This is a genomic window from Mycobacterium sp. 1423905.2 (assembly GCF_001673155.1).
In the GTDB taxonomy this organism is placed as follows: Bacteria; Actinomycetota; Actinomycetes; order Mycobacteriales; family Mycobacteriaceae; genus Mycobacterium.
In genome coordinates, this window is sequence record NZ_LZLE01000344.1 from 1 (window position 1) to 20,634 (window position 20,634).

The 20,634-nt window shown below is 66.7% G+C and carries 10 protein-coding genes; 2 read left to right on the forward strand and 8 right to left on the reverse strand.

What is annotated here, in order from left to right:
• A partial coding sequence (locus A9W95_RS23535) for an MMPL family transporter (RefSeq protein WP_172826703.1) occupies positions 1-2,343 on the reverse strand: 2,343 nt, incomplete at its 3' end.
• Positions 2,344-2,451: 108 nt separating this feature from the next.
• Positions 2,452-3,873, reverse strand: coding sequence for a condensation domain-containing protein (locus A9W95_RS23540; protein ID WP_067418478.1), 1,422 nt, complete (start codon positions 3,871-3,873; stop codon positions 2,452-2,454).
• A gap of 385 nt (positions 3,874-4,258) precedes the next feature.
• On the opposite strand from A9W95_RS23540, the gene A9W95_RS23545 reads away from it, so the two are divergent.
• Positions 4,259-15,331, forward strand: coding sequence for a type I polyketide synthase (locus A9W95_RS23545; protein ID WP_067418520.1), 11,073 nt, complete (start codon positions 4,259-4,261; stop codon positions 15,329-15,331).
• A gap of 11 nt (positions 15,332-15,342) precedes the next feature.
• On the opposite strand, the gene A9W95_RS23550 is transcribed toward A9W95_RS23545, so the two are convergent.
• From A9W95_RS23550 to A9W95_RS23575, 6 genes are all read right to left on the reverse strand, one after another.
• On the reverse strand, positions 15,343-15,765 hold the full coding sequence (locus tag A9W95_RS23550; RefSeq protein WP_067418480.1) for a PPOX class F420-dependent oxidoreductase: 423 nt from the start codon (positions 15,763-15,765) through the stop codon (positions 15,343-15,345).
• A 2-nt stretch (positions 15,766-15,767) separates the two neighbouring features.
• A complete protein-coding gene (locus A9W95_RS23555) occupies positions 15,768-16,880 on the reverse strand; it encodes an acyl-CoA dehydrogenase family protein (protein ID WP_067418482.1) in 1,113 nt (370 codons plus the stop codon).
• Positions 16,881-16,887: 7 nt separating this feature from the next.
• The gene (locus tag A9W95_RS23560; protein ID WP_067418484.1) at positions 16,888-18,045 is read right to left on the reverse strand and encodes an acyl-CoA dehydrogenase family protein; all 1,158 of its coding nucleotides are present in this window, start codon (positions 18,043-18,045) and stop codon (positions 16,888-16,890) included.
• 132 nt (positions 18,046-18,177) lie between these two features.
• A complete protein-coding gene (locus tag A9W95_RS23565; protein ID WP_067418485.1) occupies positions 18,178-18,450 on the reverse strand; it encodes a DUF3618 domain-containing protein in 273 nt (90 codons plus the stop codon).
• The gene (locus A9W95_RS23570) at positions 18,437-18,847 is read right to left on the reverse strand and encodes a phage holin family protein (RefSeq protein ID WP_067418487.1); all 411 of its coding nucleotides are present in this window, start codon (positions 18,845-18,847) and stop codon (positions 18,437-18,439) included. The genes A9W95_RS23565 and A9W95_RS23570 overlap by 14 nt, the downstream gene beginning before the upstream one ends.
• Positions 18,848-18,865: 18 nt before the next feature.
• Positions 18,866-19,645, reverse strand: a complete 780-nt coding sequence (locus A9W95_RS23575; RefSeq protein WP_067418488.1) for an SDR family oxidoreductase — start codon at positions 19,643-19,645, stop codon at positions 18,866-18,868.
• Between the two features lie 141 nt (positions 19,646-19,786).
• Between A9W95_RS23575 and A9W95_RS23580 the strand changes: the two genes are divergently transcribed.
• Positions 19,787-20,629, forward strand: a complete 843-nt coding sequence (locus A9W95_RS23580) for a ComEA family DNA-binding protein (protein ID WP_067418490.1) — start codon at positions 19,787-19,789, stop codon at positions 20,627-20,629.
• Positions 20,630-20,634: the final 5 nt, after the last annotated feature.

Sequence of the window (20,634 nt, forward strand, 5' to 3'; positions counted from 1 at the left end):
TGCGCTGATGGCGTTGACCTGATCCATCGCTTCGGTGCCGAACGGATTGAGTTTGGTTTGCACCAAGTACCGCACCGAGTGGCCGTCGGGAGAGATGAACGCCTTGGCGGCCTTCTGGAACTCCTGCAGCTTCAGCAGTTGCGGCGGGATGTTGAACCCGGCCATCGCCGGTTGTGCCGCGTCCCGTTTCAGCGACAACAAGAACGCCGCCGACTCGCTGAGCCCGGCGCCCAACTGTTTGACCTGGTCGACGAGTTGCGTCACCGCGTCGGCGATCTGCCGGCTGCCTCCGGCGAATCGGTCCGCGCCCTGCTGCAGGTTGTTGAGGTTCGCCTGCAGGCCACCGGGTTTGTCCATGCCCATGGAGTGCATGACCTTGGTGACGTTGGTCAGAGCACCGCGCAGTCGGTCGATCGATGCGTTCAGAGTTTGCTTGTCCGAGAAGGTCTGCATCTGCCGGACCAGGTCGTTGATGGCGTCGAGGTCTTCTTGATCGCGTGCACCCATCAGTCGCTGGAACTGGCCGCGGGTGGCGATGCAGGACTCGTCGGCATCGCAGATGGGATTGCCTTGCAATGCCGCCAGCACCGGGCCTATCCAGCCGAACATGTCCCGGGCGGTGGAGAAGTTCCAGCCCATGGAGTTGCCGAGTGAGTTCACGTGGTCGACGAGTTTGGCCGCGGTGTCGACCTCGCGGACCAAGGTGTCGCCACTGTGCTCGGCCTTCAACGAGGTGAAGGCGTCGATCAAGCCTTGGATGCTGCTGGCGAGCATGGTGACTTGGCCACGTACGGCGCCGAGGTTGTCGGCCAGCGTGTCGGTGCCGTCGACCAGCCGGTTGAGGTCGTTGGTGTGGTCGTTGATCAGGTCTGACCCGCTGGCCAGCAGACTGCCGATAGCGCCGGCCTGGTAGGTGGCTCGGAATTGTTCCGGCACATTTCCGGTAGGCCGAGTGATGCCGGTGACTGCGGCGATGTTCGGCAGTTGACTCACCCGGTCCGCCATCTGTTCCAGGTCGGCGAGGGCCCGCGGGTTGCGCAGGTCATGCGGTGACTGAATGAGGATGTAGGACGGAATCGACTGGTTTACCGGGAAGTGCCGGTCCAGCGCCGCGTAGCCGATCGAGCTTGGCGCCGACGGTTTCAGCGCCTTGCGATCGTCGTAGTTGTAGCGCACCAATGCGGCGCAACTGGCCAGAGCGATCAACACGAGCACGCTGGCAACCAGATGGGCCTTCGGCCGGCGCACGATCCGAATCCCCGAGCGCCGCCAGAACCCGGCGGTCAGTTCCCGTCGCGGCTTCACCCAACCGCGTGGTCCCGCGAGCATCAGAACCGCCGGCAGCAACGTGAGCGCGGCGAGGAACGCCACGCCGATCCCGATCGCCGAGGACGCTCCGACCGTCTTGAACACGCCCATCCGGGCGAAACTGATCAGCAAGAAGGTAATTCCCACGGTGGTGGCAGACGCGGCAATCACCTTGCCGATCGAGGTCATCGCCCGCCTGACTGCCTCGTCGAAATCGAGTCCAGACCTCAAATAATCGTGATAGCGGCTGATGAGGAAGACCGCGTAGTCGGTTCCGGCGCCGGCCATGATCGCGCTCAAGAACACGATGGACTGGTTCGACACACCCGTGCCCGTCAGGTGGGAGTAGGTGGCCGCCAGGGCCTGTGCGATGACCAGGGACAGGCCGATCGTGAGCAACGGCAGCAGCATGGTGACCGCGCTGCGGTAGACCAGCAACAAGACGATCAGCACCAGAACCGCGATCGCCAGCTCGATGGGAAGCCGATCATGGTCGCCGGCGACGGTGAGGTCGGCGACGGTTGCTGCGGGGCCGGTGAGGTTCGCGGTCAATGGTGTGCCGGCAACGGCATGACTGACGATGTCGCCGATGCGGTTGAAAGCGGCGTAAGACCGCGGCGTTCCCAGTTCACCGGCGACGCCAACCGGCAGCACCCAAGCTTTGTGATCCTGGCTGGTCAGGACCGAACGCAGGGGCGGCGTGCTGATGAAGTCCTGCAACATCACCACGTCTCGGGTGTCCGCGCGCAGCGCGTCCACCACTTTGCGGTAGGCGGCTTCGTCGGCCGGGCTCAGCCCTTTGTCGTCGGTCAGCACGACCAACAGGAGGTTTTCGGTGCCCGACTCGTGAAACGCCTCGGTCATCTTCCTGGCGGTGACGCTGGAGGGTGCGTCGCTGGGCAGAATGGCCAGCGGATGCTTCTGAGCCATGTCGTTGAGCGAGGGACAGGTCAGCGGTAGCGCGACCGCCAACGCAACCCAGATCCCGATCACTGCCCAGGGCCACCGCACCACAAAGTCGGTCAGCCGTCGCATCTTGCCCTCACCCCCGGTCAGCGCAATGGTGTGCGCCCGCCGGCGACCCTCGCCGACGTCCTGTCAAACCGCGCATAGTCACACCACGAGCCATCGAACTACCGCGCGCTACGCAACGCGTCCCCAATGTCCGCTGGCGGCGACCCGCACGCACACGGACTTCATCGCTTCCATATAGCGGACAACTGATTTCTGGGCGACCGGATTGTCCGGATACATGATCGCCATCGCCGTGCCCTCCGCGTACCGGAATACGTAAACGGTCAGTTGGTACGAGTACCGACCGTCGGAGTAGATACCTATGTTCTTCGCATAGCCCAGGTCGGCCGCGGCCAGCACCGCGTTCAGCGGAGCCGCCCCGCCATGCAGAAAGTTCGACACCGGAAAGTTCGGCTGGGGCCAACTCAACCAGGGCGCCAGTTCCAGGACCCGGTAGTAGGGCACCTTCGCCAAGTGCAGTCCCGAGTCGAAGCACGTCTGCGCCGCCCAGGCGGCATCGCCGAACGACGCCGCAGCGATCGGCACGGTGATCGGGATCAGGCCGGTGAACCAGCCCTGAGTCATGAAGTTGTCCGTGGTCCGGCGCGCATCTCTGGGAGTCAGCCCGTAATAGGTGAGCGCACCGGTGAACTCGTGCTCTACCAGGGCGAAGCAAGCGAACAATCCGCCGATGAAGCGCGCGCCGACCGCCGTGCACGCCGCCTCGAACCGCTCCGTTTGTGCTGCGTCCATCAGCAGTTCGGAAACCATGTCACTGCCCGTCGGCTCCGACGAATTGCCCAGCGGCAACGGAAATTCAGGGAAGCCGCCGTTGTTGTTCTCAGCAAAGTCGATCCACGCGCGTACGTGCGGGGAATCTACGGTCAACGTGGAGGTGTACTGGCGTTCCCGGGCGCAGAAATCGTCATAGCTACCGGCATCGGGAAGCGTCAGGGCTTCACCGCCGTCGCTCAGCGCCGCGTACATCCCGTTGGCCTCGAGCATCGTGGTGCCGATCAGCGTCGCGTCCCCGTGCACGTGATCCATGGCGGCGAAGAAGGTGAAGTAGTCCTCGCTTTGGATGATCCCGAAGGTGAAGCAGCCCCACTCCAGCGGATTCGGGATGGCCACCACGTGGGCCCGTATCTCGTCCACCGTCATCTCGCCGTGGTCGACCGGAATGAATTCGATGTCGGCGGGATCGTCGATGGTGTGCCGCACAAAGGCTCCGTCGCCGGTGTGGTCGAACCAGCTGCGGAACGTGTCATGCCGACGCAGGTAGGCGTTGACCGCGTGGTCCATCGCGGCAACGTCGCACCGGCCGGGGACCTCGCAGGTAGCGATGATCTGCCGGGAGAAGCCCAGCCCGGCGGCGGTGCGTTCCTGGTAGTTACGCAGGTGTTGGGCCTGCATGTAGCTGACCGGCACGGTGCTGACCGGCGCTTGGCGGGCTTTTTCGTGGGCCTCGGCTGTCGGGTGCCAGGAGATCACCGACCCTGGGATCGGCGTCCAGTCACCGAGTGAGCCGATCGTAATCTGCCCGATTCGCAATATGTTTCTCCCCGGTGTCCATGGCGTTCTCTCGGCGGCAGGGTCGGCCGCGCGGGTAGCCAGATCACGATAACCTTCGCCGCGAGCACCGCTCGCCGGTATCCGACGATCGGGTTCGGCCTCCGCCCACCGTACTTGCGCGCGCCCCCAGCAATGAATTCATCGGGGTCGTCGGCGGTGATTCGGCTGCGACAAACGGCCTAGGATGTGTAAATTCGCCAGGACGGCTGCCGGAGGCTTCGTGCCCGGCGCAGTTCCGTCAGATCTGGTTCTGGGTGTGCAGTGATGCGCGGCTCAGGATGTGGTTCGGAGCGACCACGGCCCCGGCTTCGTGAAGAGGCTGGCGGGCATCAAGCTTCCGAGCGAAACAGGGGAGGACAACCGCATGACATCCGCCGAAAACCCATCGGGGCGGACCTCGGGATTTGCCGTCGTCGGTTACGCGGCGCGGTTTCCCGGTGCCGCGGATGCGGACGAATACTGGCAGGTGCTGCGGGAGGGCCGGGAGGCGATCTCGGAGGTGCCTGCGGACCGCTGGGATGTCGACGAATTCTTCGACCCGGATCCCGATGCGCCCGGGAAGGTCGTGACCCGTCGGGCCGGTTTCGTCGACGATGTCACGGGGTTCGACGCGCCGTTCTTCGGTATGTCGGCGCGCGAGGTCAGGCTGATGGACCCGCAGCACCGGCTGCTGCTGGAGACGGCATGGCGGGCGGTCGAGCATTCGGGCACCGCACCAACGGCTTTGGCGAACACCAACACCGGTGTGTTCGTCGGCCTTGCCACCCATGACTACCTGGGAATGGCATCGGACGACCTGACGTACCCCGAGATCGAGGCCTACATGGCGATCGGGACGTCGAATGCCGCGGCGGCGGGCCGGATCAGCTACCGGTTGGGCCTGCAGGGACCGGCGGTCGCCGTGGACACCGCGTGCAGTTCCTCGTTGGTGGCGATCCACCAGGCCTGCCAGGCGCTGCAGTTGGGCGAGTGCGACCTGGCGCTGGCCGGCGGCGCGAACGTGATGCTGACCCCGGCGACCATGATCACCTTCTCCCACGCGCACATGCTCGCCCCTGACGGCCGGTGCAAGACCTTCGACGCGGCCGCCGACGGCTACGTGCGCGGCGAGGGATGCGGTGTCATCGTCGTCAAGCGGCTCGAGGATGCGATTCGCGACGGTGACCGGATCCGGGCCGTGATCCGGGGCAGTGCGATCAACCAGGACGGCGCCTCTGGCGGTTTGACGGTGCCCAACGGTGTTGCCCAGCAACGGGTTATCGGTGAGGCGCTCAAGCGCGCCGGTGTCGCGCCCAGCGACGTCGCATACCTCGAGGCCCACGGGACCGGGACATCGCTGGGCGATCCGATCGAGGTCCAGGCCGCGGGCGCGGTATACGGCGCCGGCCGGGAGAGCGGCCAGCCGTTGCTGATCGGTTCGGTCAAGACGAATATCGGGCACTTGGAAGCCGCCGCAGGCATCGCCGGCGTGATCAAGGTCATCATGTCGCTCGAGAACGAGGTGCTGCCGCAGCACCTGCACTTCCGTAACCCCTCGCCGCACATCCCGTGGGACCGGCTCGCGGTGGAGGTTGTGCAGGAGCCCACCAGCTGGGAACGCAACGGACGGGCCCGTATCGCCGGGGTCAGCTCCTTCGGGTTCGCCGGCACGAACGCGCACGTCATCATCGAAGAAGCTCCGGATCGCGCGTCGGCCGCGCCGGCGCCCGCTCCGGTGGCGACGCCAGGGGACCGACGATTCGGCGTGCTCCCGCTGTCGGCGCGCACACCGGCGGCCTTGGTCGAACTCGCCGGTCAGTACCGAAGCTGGCTGCGGGCACACCCCGAGGCCACCCTGGCCGATGTCTGCTTCACCGCCGGGGTCGGACGGGCACACTTCGAGCACCGAGCCGCACTGGTGGTCAACTCCCGCGAATCCGCCGCCGATCTGCTCGGTGCGCTCGCCGACGACCGCCCGGCGCCCGGTCTGGTCCGCGGGGTGTCCGACGACAAGCCCAAGACGGCGTGGCTGTTCACCGGTCAAGGCAGCCAATACGTGGGCATGGCGCGCGAATTGTTCGACACCGAACCGGTTTTCGCAGATACGCTGAACCGCTGCGCGGCCGTCGTCGCCGATGTCCTGGAAAAGCCGTTGCTGGACGTCATTTTCGACGTGGACAGCCCGGCGGGCGAGGAGACGCTGCGGCAGACGTCCTACGCACAGCCGGCCCTGTTCGCCGTCGAGATGGGCTTGGCCCGACTCTGGCAGTCATGGGGCTTCGAGCCCGACGTAGTGCTGGGTCACAGCGTCGGACAGTATTCGGCGGCCTGCGTGGCGGGAGTTTTCAGCCTGGAGGACGGCGCGCTGCTGATGGCCGAGCGCGGCCGCCTCTTCGGCAGTCTGCCCGCGGGCGGCCGGATGGTCGCGGTCTTCACCGCGGCCGAACGCGTCGAGAGCCTCACCGACGAATTCCCCGCTCTATCCGTTGCGGCCTACAACGGTGCCAACACCGTCTTGTCGGGACCCGCGCAGGATCTCGAGCAGGCGGTGGCTCGGCTGGCCGCCGACGGCGTGCGGTGTGACTGGCTCGACACCAGTCACGCGTTCCACTCGGCGCTGCTGGATCCTATCCTCGACGAGTTCGAGGCTTACGCGAACCGGTTCAAATACGGCTCGCCGCAACGACTTCTCATCTGCAACCGCACCGGCGCCGCGCTCGGCCGGAGCGTGAAAATCGACGGCGCCTATTGGCGCCGCCACGCGCGGCAACCGGTGGAATTCGCCAAGAGCGTGCGCACCCTGTCCGATCTGGGATGCAAAGTGTTGCTGGAAGTCGGCCCGCAACCGGTGCTCACCGCCGCGGCTCTGCGGGCTTGGCCCGATCCGGCGAGCACTCCGAAGGCCATTGCATCGCTGCGCCGAAACACCGCCGACCACCGCCAGATCACCGAGGCCCTCGCCGACGCGTACGTCCTGGGCCACCTGCCGGACTTCGCCGGCGTCCAGCGCGGCCCGGCGCAAAAGCTCGACCTGCCCACCTATCCGTTCCAGCACCGCCAGTACTGGTACCGCGACAACCGGGTCCGCCCGAACCAACAACAGCACACCGCCGTGAGCACCGAAGCCGTCCGTCTCCTCGAAGACGGGCGGATCGAGGAACTCGCTGCCCTGCTCGACGGGAGCAGTGCTGACGCCCAGACCCTGGCAGTGCTGCAAAAGCTTGCCGCGCAACACAATCGGCAACGCCACACCCAGTCCATCGCGGACGCGCGTTACGAGATCCGTTGGGAGAAGGCCACCACAACCCAGGCCGGCACCGGCGAGGGGTCCGGTTGGCTCGTCGTCAGCGACAATGCCGACGCGGTGCGGCCATTGGTGGATGCCTTGACCGCGCAAGGACACCAGCATCAGCTTCTGCAACTGCCGGACTCCGACGCCGACGAGGAACAACTCGAAGTTGCTCTGCGCGCCGCGGCGGCCGACGACCCGACGCTGCGGATCTTGCATGTCGCCGCGGCCGACTCCGACACCGCGCCGTCGATGCGGTCGCTGTTGCGGATGCAACACCGCGTCTTGGGCGGTACCCGTCGACTGTTCCGCGCCGCCGCCGCCGCTGAGTTGCGGCGACCGATCTGGGTCGTCACCCGCGGCGCACAACGAGTTACCGCGACCGACACCGTGTCACCGGACCAGAGTTGCCTGTGGGGCTTTGGTCGGGCCGCCTCGTTGGAGCATCCCCAAGTCTGGGGCGGCTTGGTGGACCTGGCGGACGGCACTGAGCAGGAGTGGGCGCGACTCATCGACCGGCTCTCGGCCGCACCGTCCGACTCCGCTGTGCGGGAAGACCAGTTCGCGCTGCGGGAAGACGCGGTCTATGTGCCCCGGTTGGTGCGACGAACCGGACAGCCGGTCGCGACACCGCTGGCGCTGCGTGACGATGCAACGTACTTGGTGACCGGCGGTCTGGGTGCGATCGGACTCGAATTCGCTGGGTTCCTGGCTGCGCACGGCGCGCGGCATCTGGTGTTGACCGGCCGACGCGCGCCCAGCGATGCCGCGCAGCAGCGCATCGACGGGATCGCTGACCAGCATGGTTGCGACGTGCGATTCGTCGCCGCCGACGTCGCCGATGCGCATGACGTCGCGCGGCTGTTGTCCAACCTGCGCGCCGAAATGCCGCCGGTGGCCGGCATTGTCCACGCCGCAGGGGAGGTCGGCACCACCCCGCTGCGCAGCCTGGACGACGCCGAGGTGGACCGGGTGTTTGCCGGAAAGGTCTGGGGCGCTTGGCATTTGAGCGAAGCGGTCGCGGATATGCAGCTCGACTTCTTCGTCAGCACATCGTCGATCGCTTCGGTGTGGGGCGGATTCGGTCAGACCGCCTATGGTGCTGCCAACGCCTTCCTGGACGGACTGGCCTGGCGGCTGCGTGAGCAAGGCGTTGCCGCGATCAGCGTGAACTTCGGGCCCTGGTCGGCGGGCATGGCCGACGCGGAGGCCCGCGCCCGTCTCAGCCAGCGCGGAGTCCTGACCTTGTCACCCGCCGATGCACTGGCCGGCATGGCCGATCTGATGGCGGCATCGTCCGGCCAGGGGTCTGGCCCCGCTCAAGGCGTGGTGGCCCGCATCGACTGGTCCCGCTTCTTGCCGCTCTACCAGCAAGCCGGACGTCGATCGCTGCTGTCCGAGCTGGAACGCGAAGTGCCTGACTCGGCGCCGGCGCCGACCCCGTCCGGCACGACTCGGCTAGTCGAACAGCTCACCAATGCGCCGGTGCAACAGCGCAAGAAGCTTGTCGTCGATCACCTGCGCGAGGCGGTCGCGGAGGTGACGCGAGTCGACCCCGCGGAGATCCGTGCCGACGCCGGATTCTTTGATCTGGGCATGGATTCGTTGATGGCCGTTGAATTGCGCCGCCGCATCGAGCAAGCCGTGGGCAAAGAGGTGCCGGCCACCCTGGCGATGGACTACCCACGGCTTTCCGACGTGGCGGACTACCTGCTCGGCGACGTCCTCGGGCTCAGCGAGCAGGCGCCCGCAGCGTCGGCTGCCAAGCAGGCCTCGGCGGTGGTGACCCGGACCGACGAGCCGATCGCGATCGTCGCGGTGGCTTGCCGTTTCCCCGGAGCGCCCAATCCCGAAGCGTTCTGGGACGTGTTGGCCGGTGGGGTCGACGCCATCCGGGAAGTCCCGGAGGACCGCTTCGACATCGACGAGTTCTACGACCCAGACCCGGAAGCCCCGGGCAAGATCTACAGCCGCTTCGGTGGGTTCCTCAACGAGATCGACGAATTCGATCCGGAGTTCTTCGGAATCTCCCCGCGCGAGGCCATCTGGATCGACCCACAACAGCGCTTGATGCTCGAAATCGTCTGGGAGGGCCTGGAAAGGGCCGGATACGCACCGTCCGCTTTGCGGGGTAGCCGCAGCGGCGTTTTCGTCGGCGTGGCGGTCAACGAGTACTCGCACCTGCTGTCCGCCGACTCGGTCGAGAAGATCGAGCCTCACTTCATCACCGGCAATGCGCTCAATGCCATCTCTGGTCGCGTTGCCTTCGCCCTCGGGCTGGAAGGACCGGCGGTCGCGGTCGACACCGCGTGCAGCTCGTCGCTGGTGGCCGTCCATCAGGCCTGCCAGGCACTGCACTCCGGTGACTGCGATTTGGCGCTGGCCGGTGGCGTCAACGTCCTGCTCAGTCCGGTGTCCATCATCGCCGCCTCGCGCGCCCGGATGCTGTCCCCCGTGGGCCGCTGCAAGACCTTCGACGCCTCGGCCGACGGCTATGTGCGTAGCGAAGGCTGCGGGATTCTGGTGCTCAAGAGGCTCAGCGACGCGATGCGCGACGGAGATCGGGTGTGCGCGGTCATCCCCAGTAGCGCGGTCAACCAGGACGGTGCTTCCAGTGGCTTGACGGTGCCCAATGGCGGTGCGCAGCAACGGCTTATCAGTGCCGCGCTGGCGCGCGCCGGGCTCGTCGGCGCCGACGTCGACTACCTCGAGGCGCACGGTACGGGTACCCCGCTGGGTGACCCGATCGAGGTGCAGGCGGCGGGTGCCGTCTATGGTGCCGGCCGCGACTCGGCCCGGCCGTTGCAGATCGGATCGGTGAAGACCAACATCGGCCACCTGGAGTCGGCATCCGGCGTCGCCGGCCTGATCAAGGTCGTACTGGCCCTGCAGCACGAGACGCTGCCGCCGAGCCTGCACTTCGACAAGCCATCGCCGCATATCCCGTGGGATGCGTTGCCGGTGCGGGTCGTCGACCAGCCGACCCCTTGGCAGACCAATGGGAAACCGCGACGGGCCGGCATCAGTTCGTTCGGCTTCACCGGCACGAACGCGCACGTCCTGATCGAGGAGGCGCCAGTCCAGCCCGCGACCCCCGACGAATACTCGACCGGCGACAGCGCGGTGGCGCCGGCGCCCGAATCGGACCAGGAACCGGTGAACGTGCTGCCGTTGTCGGCGCGGTCGCCGCAGGCGCTGGTGGCGTTGGCGGAGCGCTACGGGGAATGGCTGAACACCCACCCGAAAGTCGACATCGCCGATGTGTGTTTCACCGCCGGGGTGGGGCGTTCGCATTTCGAACACCGGGCCGCCTTGGTCGTGGAATCGGTACAGACGGCCCGCGAGGCGCTGGCCGAATTGGCCGAGAACCGGGTAAGGCCGGGCCTGTTGCGCGGTGAGTGCACCGACCCGCCGACGACGGCGTGGCTGTTCACCGGGCAAGGCAGCCAGTACCCGGGGATGGCGCGTGACTTGTTCGAAGCTGAGCCGGTTTTCGCGGACACGGTGACGCGGTGCGCGGATGCGGCCAACGAAATCCTGTCGCTGCCCTTGCTGGACGTGCTGTTCGCGAAAGACCGCGAGACCGGAGAAGCCCTGCGGCACACGTCATTCGCCCAGCCCGCGCTGTTCGCTGTCGAGATGGGGCTGGCCCGACTGTGGCAGTCGTGGGGTATCGAGCCCGACGTGGTGCTGGGGCACAGCGTGGGCCAATACGCGGCGGCATGTGTGGCCGGGGTGTTCAGCCTGGAGGACGGAGCCCGGCTGATGGCCGAGCGCGGCCGGTTGTTCGGCAGTCTGCCCGCCGGCGGGCGCATGGTGGCGGTGTTCGCCGACGCCAGTTACGTCGAGGAGCTCGCGAACGACTTCCCCCGGGTGTCGGTCGCGGCCTACAACGGACCCAACACCGTCTTGTCGGGTCCCGGCGCGGACCTGGAGCAGATCGTGGCCGGGTGCGGCAACGACGGGATCCGTTGCAGCTGGCTGGATACCAGCCACGCCTTCCATTCGGAGTTGCTCGAGCCGGTGCTCGGCGAATTCGAGTCGTACGCGGCGCGAATGCAGTACGCGGTGCCGACCTTGCCGCTGGTGTGCAACCGCACCGGCGCCGTGCTGACCGCGGAAACTTCGCTGGACGCTCAGTATTGGCGGCGGCATTCCCGTCAGCCGGTGCAGTTCGCCGAAAGCGTGCGCACCGTGGCGGCGCTGGGTTGCTCGGTGCTGATGGAGATCGGTCCGCAGCCGGTTCTCACCGGCGCCGCAGTCCAGGTCTGGCCGGAACACCTGGCCTCTCCGCGTGCCATCGTTTCGCTGCGCAAGGGCGTCGGCGACCGGCGCCAGATCGCCGAAGCGTTGGCCGGGGCCTACGTCAGCGGCCAGCGACCGAAATTCGCGGCGCTGCATCGCCAATCTCGCCGCAGACTCGAACTGCCCACCTATCCGTTCCAACGACGTCGGTTCTGGCCCCGCACATCTGGCGTCGCCGGCATCGACGGCCAGGGCACCGCCGTATCCGGGATCCTCGGAAGCGCAAAGGATCTGGCTTCCGGCGACTCGGTGTACACCAGTCGGCTCTCGGTCAAGTCGCAGCCGTGGCTCGCCGATCACGTCATCTATGGCACCGTCGTCGTTCCCGGAGCAACCTACGCGGCGATGGCGCTGGCTGCCGTCGGTCCGCCGGGACGGGTGCAGGACGTCTTCTTCTACGAACCGATCATTCTGCCCGAGAAGGCTTCTCGCGAGGTACAGCTGACTCTGCATCCCCTCGGGGACGTGCCGAACGGGTGGAGCTTCCGAGTGCACAGCCGCCCATATGGCGTCCGTGACGCGGACTGGTCGTTGAATGCCGACGGCACGGTCATCGCCGGCGTCGAGGACGTACCGGCGCCGGATCCGGCTGACTCCCTCGACGCGGCGCTCGAGCGGATGACCCGCATGCGTCCGCAGGAGCTGTTCGAAACCTTCGCGGACATGGAGCTGGCCTGGGGACCGAATTGGTCCGGATCGCTGAAGTCGTTGTGGCTCGGCGAGGGTGAGGCCATCGGCGATATCACTGTCGGCGAGGAACTAGCCGAACACCTCGGCACCGAGCCGATGCACCCGGTGCTGCTGGATCTGTGCACCGGCGTCGCCTTCCCGGCGTTCCCCGCGCTCCTCGCGGCCGAACAGGGCGTCAACGACCTGTTCTTGCCGTTGCGGTACGGGCGAGTGGACCTGCAGGCCAAGATGCCTCGGCGGTTCTACTGCCGAGCGACGTGGCACACCAGCGGTCTCGACAGCGAAACCCAAGTGTTCGATCTCGATTTCGTCGACCGGGAGGGCCGTCGCCTCGGCGGAATTCACGAGTTCACGGTGAAACGGGCGCCCCGAGAGGCGTTGTTACGCGGGCTCGGCGGCGATGCGACGCGCCTGCTGTACACGGTCGGCTGGCACGAGGTGCCACCTCCGCCGTCCAGTGACGGAAACGTCAGCGGCACCTGGCTGGTCGCCGGGTTCGAAGAGCTGGCGGCCACGCTGCCGGGCTGCATCTCGTTTGACCGGGCTAGCAATCCCGAGCCCTTGGGCCAGCTAGTGGCACAGGCGCACGAACGCGGCATGCCGTTCGCCGGCATCGTCTGGCGCAGCACGGGACCAGACGCGGCAGAGTCCAGCGCCGAATCCATCGCGCGGCTGGAAGCCGAGATCGTCCAGCTGCTCAGTGCGGTGCACGCTGTGCAGACCAACGACGGGGTGAAACTGCCTGGCGGACTGTGGATCGTCACCGAACGAGCGGTGGCCACCGAGTCCGGTGAGCCGGTGGACCCGGTGCAGGCGGCGCTGTGGGGGCTCGGGCGCACCATCGTCAACGAGGAACCGGCACTGCGCTGCAAGCTGGTTGATTATGACGGCTCCGAGCAGGCCGTGCAGGCGCTGGCCGGTCTGCTCGGCGCACCGCTCGACGAACCCGAACTCGCACTGCGCCAAGGCAAGTTCTTGGCGTCGCGGTTGCTGCAATGGTCGCGCAGCGGTCATCTGGCAGTGCCGCGCGCCGACGATTACGTCCTGGCGCCCACCGAGCGGGGCGCGATCGACAACCTGCGTCTGACCGAGGCGGACGTGCCGCCGCCTGCCGACGGGTATGTCCAGGTCCGAGTCGAGGCCGCCGGTCTCAACTTCCGCGATGTGCTCAATGTGCTGGGCCTGTACCCGGGCGATCCGGGGCCGATCGGCGGCGACTTCGCCGGCGTCGTCACGCAGGTGGGCGGCGGCGTCACCGGCCTCGAGGTCGGCCAACGTGTCTACGGCTTCATGCAGGGCGCGTTCTCCAGCCGGTTCAATGTGCCGGCCCAGTTGCTGGCGCCTATTCCCGCCGGCGTCAGTGCGGTAGCGGCGGCGACCATTCCGGCCGCGGCGCTCACCGCCCGGTTGGCGTTCGACTGGGCGCAACTCAAGCCCGGTGACCGGGTGCTCATCCACGCCGCCAGCGGTGGCGTCGGATTGGCCGCCATCCAGATGGCGCAGCAGCACGGAGCGACCGTCTTCGCGACGGCCAGCACGTACAAACGCGCCACCTTGCGCAAACTGGGTGTGTCGTACGTATACGACTCGCGCAGTACGGATTTCGCCGACCAAATCCTGGCAGACACCGATGGTGCCGGCGTCGACGTGGTGCTCAACAGCCTGACCAACGAGGGGTTCGTCGAGGCAACGGTGCGGGCGACCGCCCAGAACGGACGCTTCGCTGAAATCGCCAAGCGTGACATCTGGACCCCGGAGCAGATGGCGGCGGCCCGCCCCGACATCTCCTACGAGATCGTCGCGCTGGATACGGTGACCTTCCAAGAACCCGAACGCATCCGTCGCCTGCTCGGTGAGGTGTCGGACGGTCTGGCCAGCGGCGAGTGGCAGCCGTTGCCGGCCGAGATCTATCCGCTGACTGAGGCGAGGACGGCGTTCCGCCGGATGCAGCAGGCCCGGCACATCGGCAAGATCGTGCTGCAGATGCCGAATCCGCTACAGCCACGCGGTGACCGCAGTTATCTGGTCACCGGCGGACTCGGTGCGATCGGTCTGCACACGGCGGCTTATCTGGCGCAACTGGGCGCCGGTGACATCGTGTTGACCAGCCGGCGCGCTCCGGATGCCGACGCGCAGCGGGCCATCGAAGACATCACCGAGCGCTATCGGTGCCGCATCCACACCTTCTCGGCGGACGTCGGTGACGAATCGGAGGTCGAGACGCTGCTGGAGCGGATCCGCGCGGAATTGCCGCCGCTGGCGGGCGTGGTGCATCTGGCGGGTGTGCTCGACGACGCGCTGCTGTCGCAACAGACCTGGGACAGGTTCCGGACCACACTGGCGCCCAAAGCTTTTGGCGCCTGCTACTTGGACCGGTTGACGAAGAAGGATCAGCTGGACTTCTTCATCGTGTCCTCGTCGGTGTCGAGCTTGCTCGGGTCGCCCGGTCAGGCCAACTACTCGACGGCCAATGCCCTGCTCGACGGGCTGGTCGCACAACGACAGGCGCAAGGCTTGCCGGCGACCGGCGTCAACTTCGGTCCCTGGGCCAAGGGCGGCATGGCCTCCTCGGAGGCCGCTCGGGCCAATATCGGTGCCCAAGGCCTGGTTCCGCTGGAGCCCTCGGCTGCCCTGAGCGCACTGGCTGAGGTCGTCGCCAACGGCACGGCCCAGGCCACGGTGATCAAGGCGAACTGGCAGCGTGCCGCGAAGGTGCTGGGCAGTTCTCGTCCACCGATTCTCGACCTGGTGCTGCCGAGCGATGCCAGTCAGGTCACTGGTGACAGTGAGTTGCTCCGGCAACTGCAGGAAATACCGGTGGCGCAGCGTGCCAGTTTCATCACCGAATTCCTGCAGCGCGAAGTGCAAGGGTTCCTGCGGCTGGCGCAACCGCCCGCGGCGACCAGCCGGTTCCTGGACTTGGGCACCGACTCACTGATGGCGGTCGAGCTGCGCAACCGGTTGCACAGCCAGTTCGGTGGTGCCTTCACGATCAACGCCACCGCGGTGTTCGACTACCCGACGATCGGTGGGCTGGCTGAATACCTTGCCGAGCAGTTGCCGGAGTCGGACCCCGAGCCGGAACCGGCGCCGAGCGCGGAGTCGGAGGCACAGCCCGACGAGGCGGACACCATCGACGAGGCTGAGCCCGTCGGTGCCGCCGAGGGCGGCTGACGAGCGGGGACTCAGTCGCTGATGTCGAAGGCGGCGATGACCTTGGTGGGTCGGAGCCGAACCACGATCTCTTCGGGCACGGCGTTGCGGCGGCCGAACTCTTCGGCGCGGTCGGCGCCCATGTACCGTCCCCCGGTTCGGGTGGCGATGTCCAGCACGTCTCGCTGATCATCGATCACCTGCGCCACGCCCTGCACCTGTACGAACGAGTACGGCGGGTGGGGGTCGTCGACGCACATGACGAGGCGCGGGTCGCGTTGCAGAGCACGGCCTTTCGGGGTGTCGCGCCCGGTGGTGAACACCAGCTCGCCGTTGTCGACGACGAACCACACCGGGGTGACCAGTGGGCGACCGTCGGAAGCGACGAAGCCAAGCATGCCGGTGCGCGTGCCCTCGGAGAGGAAAGCGACAACTCGATCCGACAGCTCGGCCATGGTTAGAGGCGGGCCAGGTCGTGGTCGCCGATGTGCTCGCTGAGGAAGCGCAGGTGGTCTTCGGTCGAACCGAGCGTGTGCTCGATCGCGGTCAGCCGGGCGGTGTAGTGGCCGACCGGATACTCCGCGGTCATGCCGATGCCGCCGTGCAGCTGGATCGCCTCTTGCCCGATGTGCCGGCCGGAACGCCCAATCTGCAGCTTGGCGCGCGACGCGATCGCCGGATCGAGGTTGCCGTCGGCGATCGACATCGCGGCGTAGAAGTTCATGCTGCGCGCCAATTCCAGCGAGACGTACATGTCTGCGGCACGTTGGGTCAGCGTCTGGAACTTGTTGAGCGTGACGCCGAATTGTTTGCGGGTCTTGAGGTAGTCGGTGGTGAGCCGCAGCGCTTCTTCCATTGCACCGACCGCCTCGGAGCACAATGCGGACTGAATCTTGATGATGGCGTTGCGGATTGCCGTGGAGGCGTCGACCGCATCACCGAGCGGTTCGGCCGGCGTCTGGTCGAAATCGATCTGGGCGCCGCGCTGGCCGTCGAAGGTTCGATAGGGATGGCGGGAGAGCGCGCCGTCTGAAGCATTCACCAGAAACAGACCGGTGCCGCCGTCGGGCAATGCCGCGCTGACTACCAGTGTCTGGGCACTGTCCCCGGCGAGGACCGGGTTCTTGCGACCGCTCAACGCCCACGAATCCCCCTGCGGTACAGCGCTTGTCGTGACATCGGTGCCCAGCGTGCGGTTGCCGGGCTCCAGGTGGGCGAACGCGAGCAACCGTTGGCCAGCGGCCACCTCGTCCAGCAGCTGCACCTGCGCCTCGGTGCCTTGCTCGGCGATGAGCGCGCCGGGCGCCAACGCGCCGTGCAGGATCGGCTCGGGTGCCAACCGCCGACCGACCTCATGCAGCACCACCATGATCTCGAGTTGGCCGGCCTCCTCGGGCTCGAAGCCCAGCCCGAGGATGCCGATGTCGGCCAGCTGGCTCCACACGTCGCGGTTCCAACCGAGTTCGGTGTCGATGATCTTGTTGCGGCTCTCCGCGTCATAGCTGCGGGAGAGCAGGTCGCGGGTGGTGTCGCGGAGCAGCGCCTGCTCTTCGCTCAGCTGAAAGTCCATGACTGCCTCACAATCCCAGAATGGTCGACGCGATGATGTTGCGCTGCACTTCGTTGCTGCCGCCGTAGATCGATGTCTTGCGGTAGTTGAGATAGTGCGGGGCGCTGGTTTGCGCCCACTCCGGTGTCGCGATGTCGTCACTACCCACCGGCAATGCCTCGGGCCCGGCGACTTCGACCAGCAGCTCGGTGGCGAGCTGCTGCAGCTGGCTGCCGCGCAGTTTGAGCACGGAGGAGGCGGGGTTCGGCTTTCCGCCCGTGGAGCTGGTGGCCACCCTTGACTGCGTGAGTTCCAGTGCCAGGACCTCGTTTTCGGCCTCGGTCAAGCGCGCGGCAAACAGCGGGTCGTTGAGCAGGCCGGTCTCGGCGGCGTGCCGCTTGACCTCGGCCAGGCGCACCTTGGTGCGGCCCACTCCGGCGATGCCAGTGCGCTCATTGCCCAGCAGGAACTTGGCGTAGGTCCAGCCTTGGTTCTCCTGTCCGACAAGTTGATCGGCCGGAACCCGCACGTCTTCGAAGAACACCTCGTTGACCTCGACGCCGCCGTCGATCAGCTTGATCGGCCGCATCGTGATGCCGGGGGTATCCAGGTCGATCAGCAGGAAAGAGATGCCGGCCTGGCGCTTGGGCGCCTGTGGGTCGGTGCGCACCAGGCAGAAGATCCAGTCGGCGTACTGACCCAGCGTCGTCCAGGTCTTCTGCCCGTTGACGACGTAGGTTTCCCCGTCGCGCACGGCCGTAGTGCGCAGCGAGGCCAGGTCCGAGCCGGCTTCGGGTTCGGAGAACCCCTGACACCACCAGATGTCGATGTTGGCCGTCGGCGGCAAGAAGCGCTCTTTGATTTCTTGCGAGCCGAACTCGGCGATCACCGGGCCCACCATTTTGGTGTTGAAGTTCAACGGCTCAGGCACACATGCCAATTGCATCTCGTCGGCCCACAGCTGGTGCTGAACGAGCGTCCAATCCTTACCGCCCCACTCGACGGGCCAGTTGGGCACCGCCAGCCCATGCTCGTTGAGGATCCTGTGGTTATTGACGATTTGATCCTTGGTGAGCGAGCCGCCCTCACGCACCCGTTCCCGGATGTCGTCCGGGATCTTGGTGGTGTAGAACGTGCGCAGCTCGTCGCGGAACGCGGATTCTTCAGGTGTCAGCGCCAGCTTCATCGGCAGCCTCCTTTGTCGGGGTGACTGCCGGTGAGCGCCTCACCGCGGCGGGGCCGGCAGTCCTGCCTTGCACGTTAGGCGTCCATCGGCGTCACGTGTCAACCGGGTGTCCGGCTCGCCGCTGGCTGCGGTTCAGCGTCGACGTCGTCGCCACCAGACGACGGCCACGATCACCAGCCCGCCAGCTGCTATCGCCAGGAGCGGTTTGGCGGCCTCCGCCTTCTCGCGAGCGGTGTCGCGGGCTCGGTCAACGACATTGACCTTGTCCGACAGGGCCTGAACGGTTTCACCCAGCTGGTCCCGAGTGCGCTCGATGTCCGCCTGGATGTCATCGATGCTGGCGTCGGAGCCGACCTCTGGTCGCTGCTCCCCGGCGCCCGGAGGAGTACGTTCAGCTCCGGTCATGACGGGCGTCCTTCACTTCTCGGATGTCTTGTTTGACGTTGGCAACGGTCTGCGGTGCGGCGGGGGTGACTTCCTTGGCCTGTCGACGGCTGATCAGCGCCGCTGCGCCCGCCACGGCGAACAGCACCGCACCGACGATGAGCGCTGCCGCCCACACCGGCAACACCAGCGCAAGCGCCGCAATGGCGGCGGCGATCACACTGGCCAGCCCGAAGAACGCCAGCAGACCCGCGGCACCGAATAGCCCGGCGCCGGCCCCCGCGTGCTTGGCAGACTGCTGAAGTTCCTTCTGCGCCAACCGCATCTCGTCACGGATGAGCCGCGACGTCTGCGAGGAAAGTTGCGCCATCAACTCGCCGACCGAGGCGTCCGACGTTCGGTTTGCTTCCAGGCTCATCGTTGACACCCTTCTGTTCTAATTGCCGGCCGGCACCGAAATCACCCGGTTGGCCGCAGCTTTCACCGAGTCCGGCAGGAACCGGTTGCTGATTCCCATGACCTTCGTCATCACCGATTCGGCGACCACCTTGCGGTCGCCGTTCATCAGCGCCTCAAAGCCTTGCTTGGCAACCTCTGCGGCATCGTCCTTGTGCTTCATGCGTCCCATCCGGGAGTTCGCCATGCCGGCGCGGCGGAAGAAGTTGGTCTCGGTCGGTCCAGGCATGAGCGCGGTGACGGTGACGCCGGTGTGGCGCATTTCGTCGTGCAACGCTTGGGCCAGCGACTGGACGAACGACTTGGAAGCGGCATACACCGATTGATGCGATCCCGGCATCTGCGACGCGATCGACGACGTAAAGAGCACCTTGCCGCTGTTGCGTCGCACCATGTCGGGCAGCACCAGCTTGGCCAGGTGCACGGTGGAACGGACGTTCAGGTCGACGATCGACAAGTCGGCATCGAGATCGCTGTCCACGAAACTGCCCCCGGTGCCCACACCGGCGTTGAGCGCCACGGCGTCGAGTTGCTGTCCGCCTTCAGTAGCTTGCCGGTAGAGCTTTTCCACACCTTTGGCGGTGCGCAGGTCGGCCTGAACGGTCCGGACGGTGACCCCCGTTTTGCTCAGGGCGTTGGCCGCCTTCTCGATGCCTTCGTCTTCGGCGGCGATCACCAGGTCGTAACCGTGTCGGGCGAACTGCTTGGCAAGCTCGAAGCCGATTCCGCTAGAGGCGCCAGTGATCAAAGCCAGACTCATGGCGACGTGGCTACCCGCGCCGGTGGTCGCCAAACCTATCTGAGCAGCGAGGCTATCCACACCTCTGGATTGCTCCACAGCCGAACGTGAGAGGCGGGCAAGGTGGCCGGTTCTGACGGTCGCCGAACCTACGGTCGGCACATGCGAACAGAACTGCCCGGCGAGCGACTGCATCGTCGGCTCAGCGCCGAACCGGCAAGCGACACCTCCGCGCAGTCCACGGTGGCCGACGATGACGCAGACGATGACGACGAGGGTGACCCGAATTCTCTGCTGCCCCGGTGGCTTCCCGATCCGGACAACGGTCCGGGCTGGGCAGCGCGGCTGCGCGCCGACCCGGGCCGGGCCGGCGCCATCGCGTTGGCGGGTATTGCCGCGCTGGCGGTACTCATCACCGTCTTCACCCTGATGCGCAGTCATCCGGCGCCCGTCGTGTCAGCGAAACTACCTGCGGTGGAACCGGTTTCGTCTGCGAGTGGCAAACCTTCGGCCAGTGCGAACCCAGACCGTCCAGTTGTGGTCAGCGTCGTCGGGTTGGTGCACAAGCCCGGTTTGGTGACGTTAGCGCCCGGCGCCCGGATCGCTGATGCGCTCCAGGCGGCCGGCGGCGCCACCGACGGAGCCGACACCGTCGGATTGAACATGGCTCGCCAGCTCGGCGACGGGGAGCAGATCGTGGTCGGACTCGCGCCGGTGTCGGGCCAGCCGCCGACATTGGGCAGCTCGGTGAGCACCGGTGCCGCGGGTCCGGCACCGGCGACGTCGGGCACCTCGAGCAAGCCGAAACCTGGGCAGTCCGTGGACCTCAACACCGCCACAGTCGAACAGCTGGACGCCTTGCCCGGTATCGGTCCGGTCACCGCCGCGGCCATCGTGGCGTGGCGGCAAGCCCATGGCAGATTCAGCAGCGTCGACCAGCTCGCCGACGTCGACGGCATCGGCGCGGCTCGGTTGGACAAGTTGCGTGCCCTGGTGCGTGTCTGACCCAC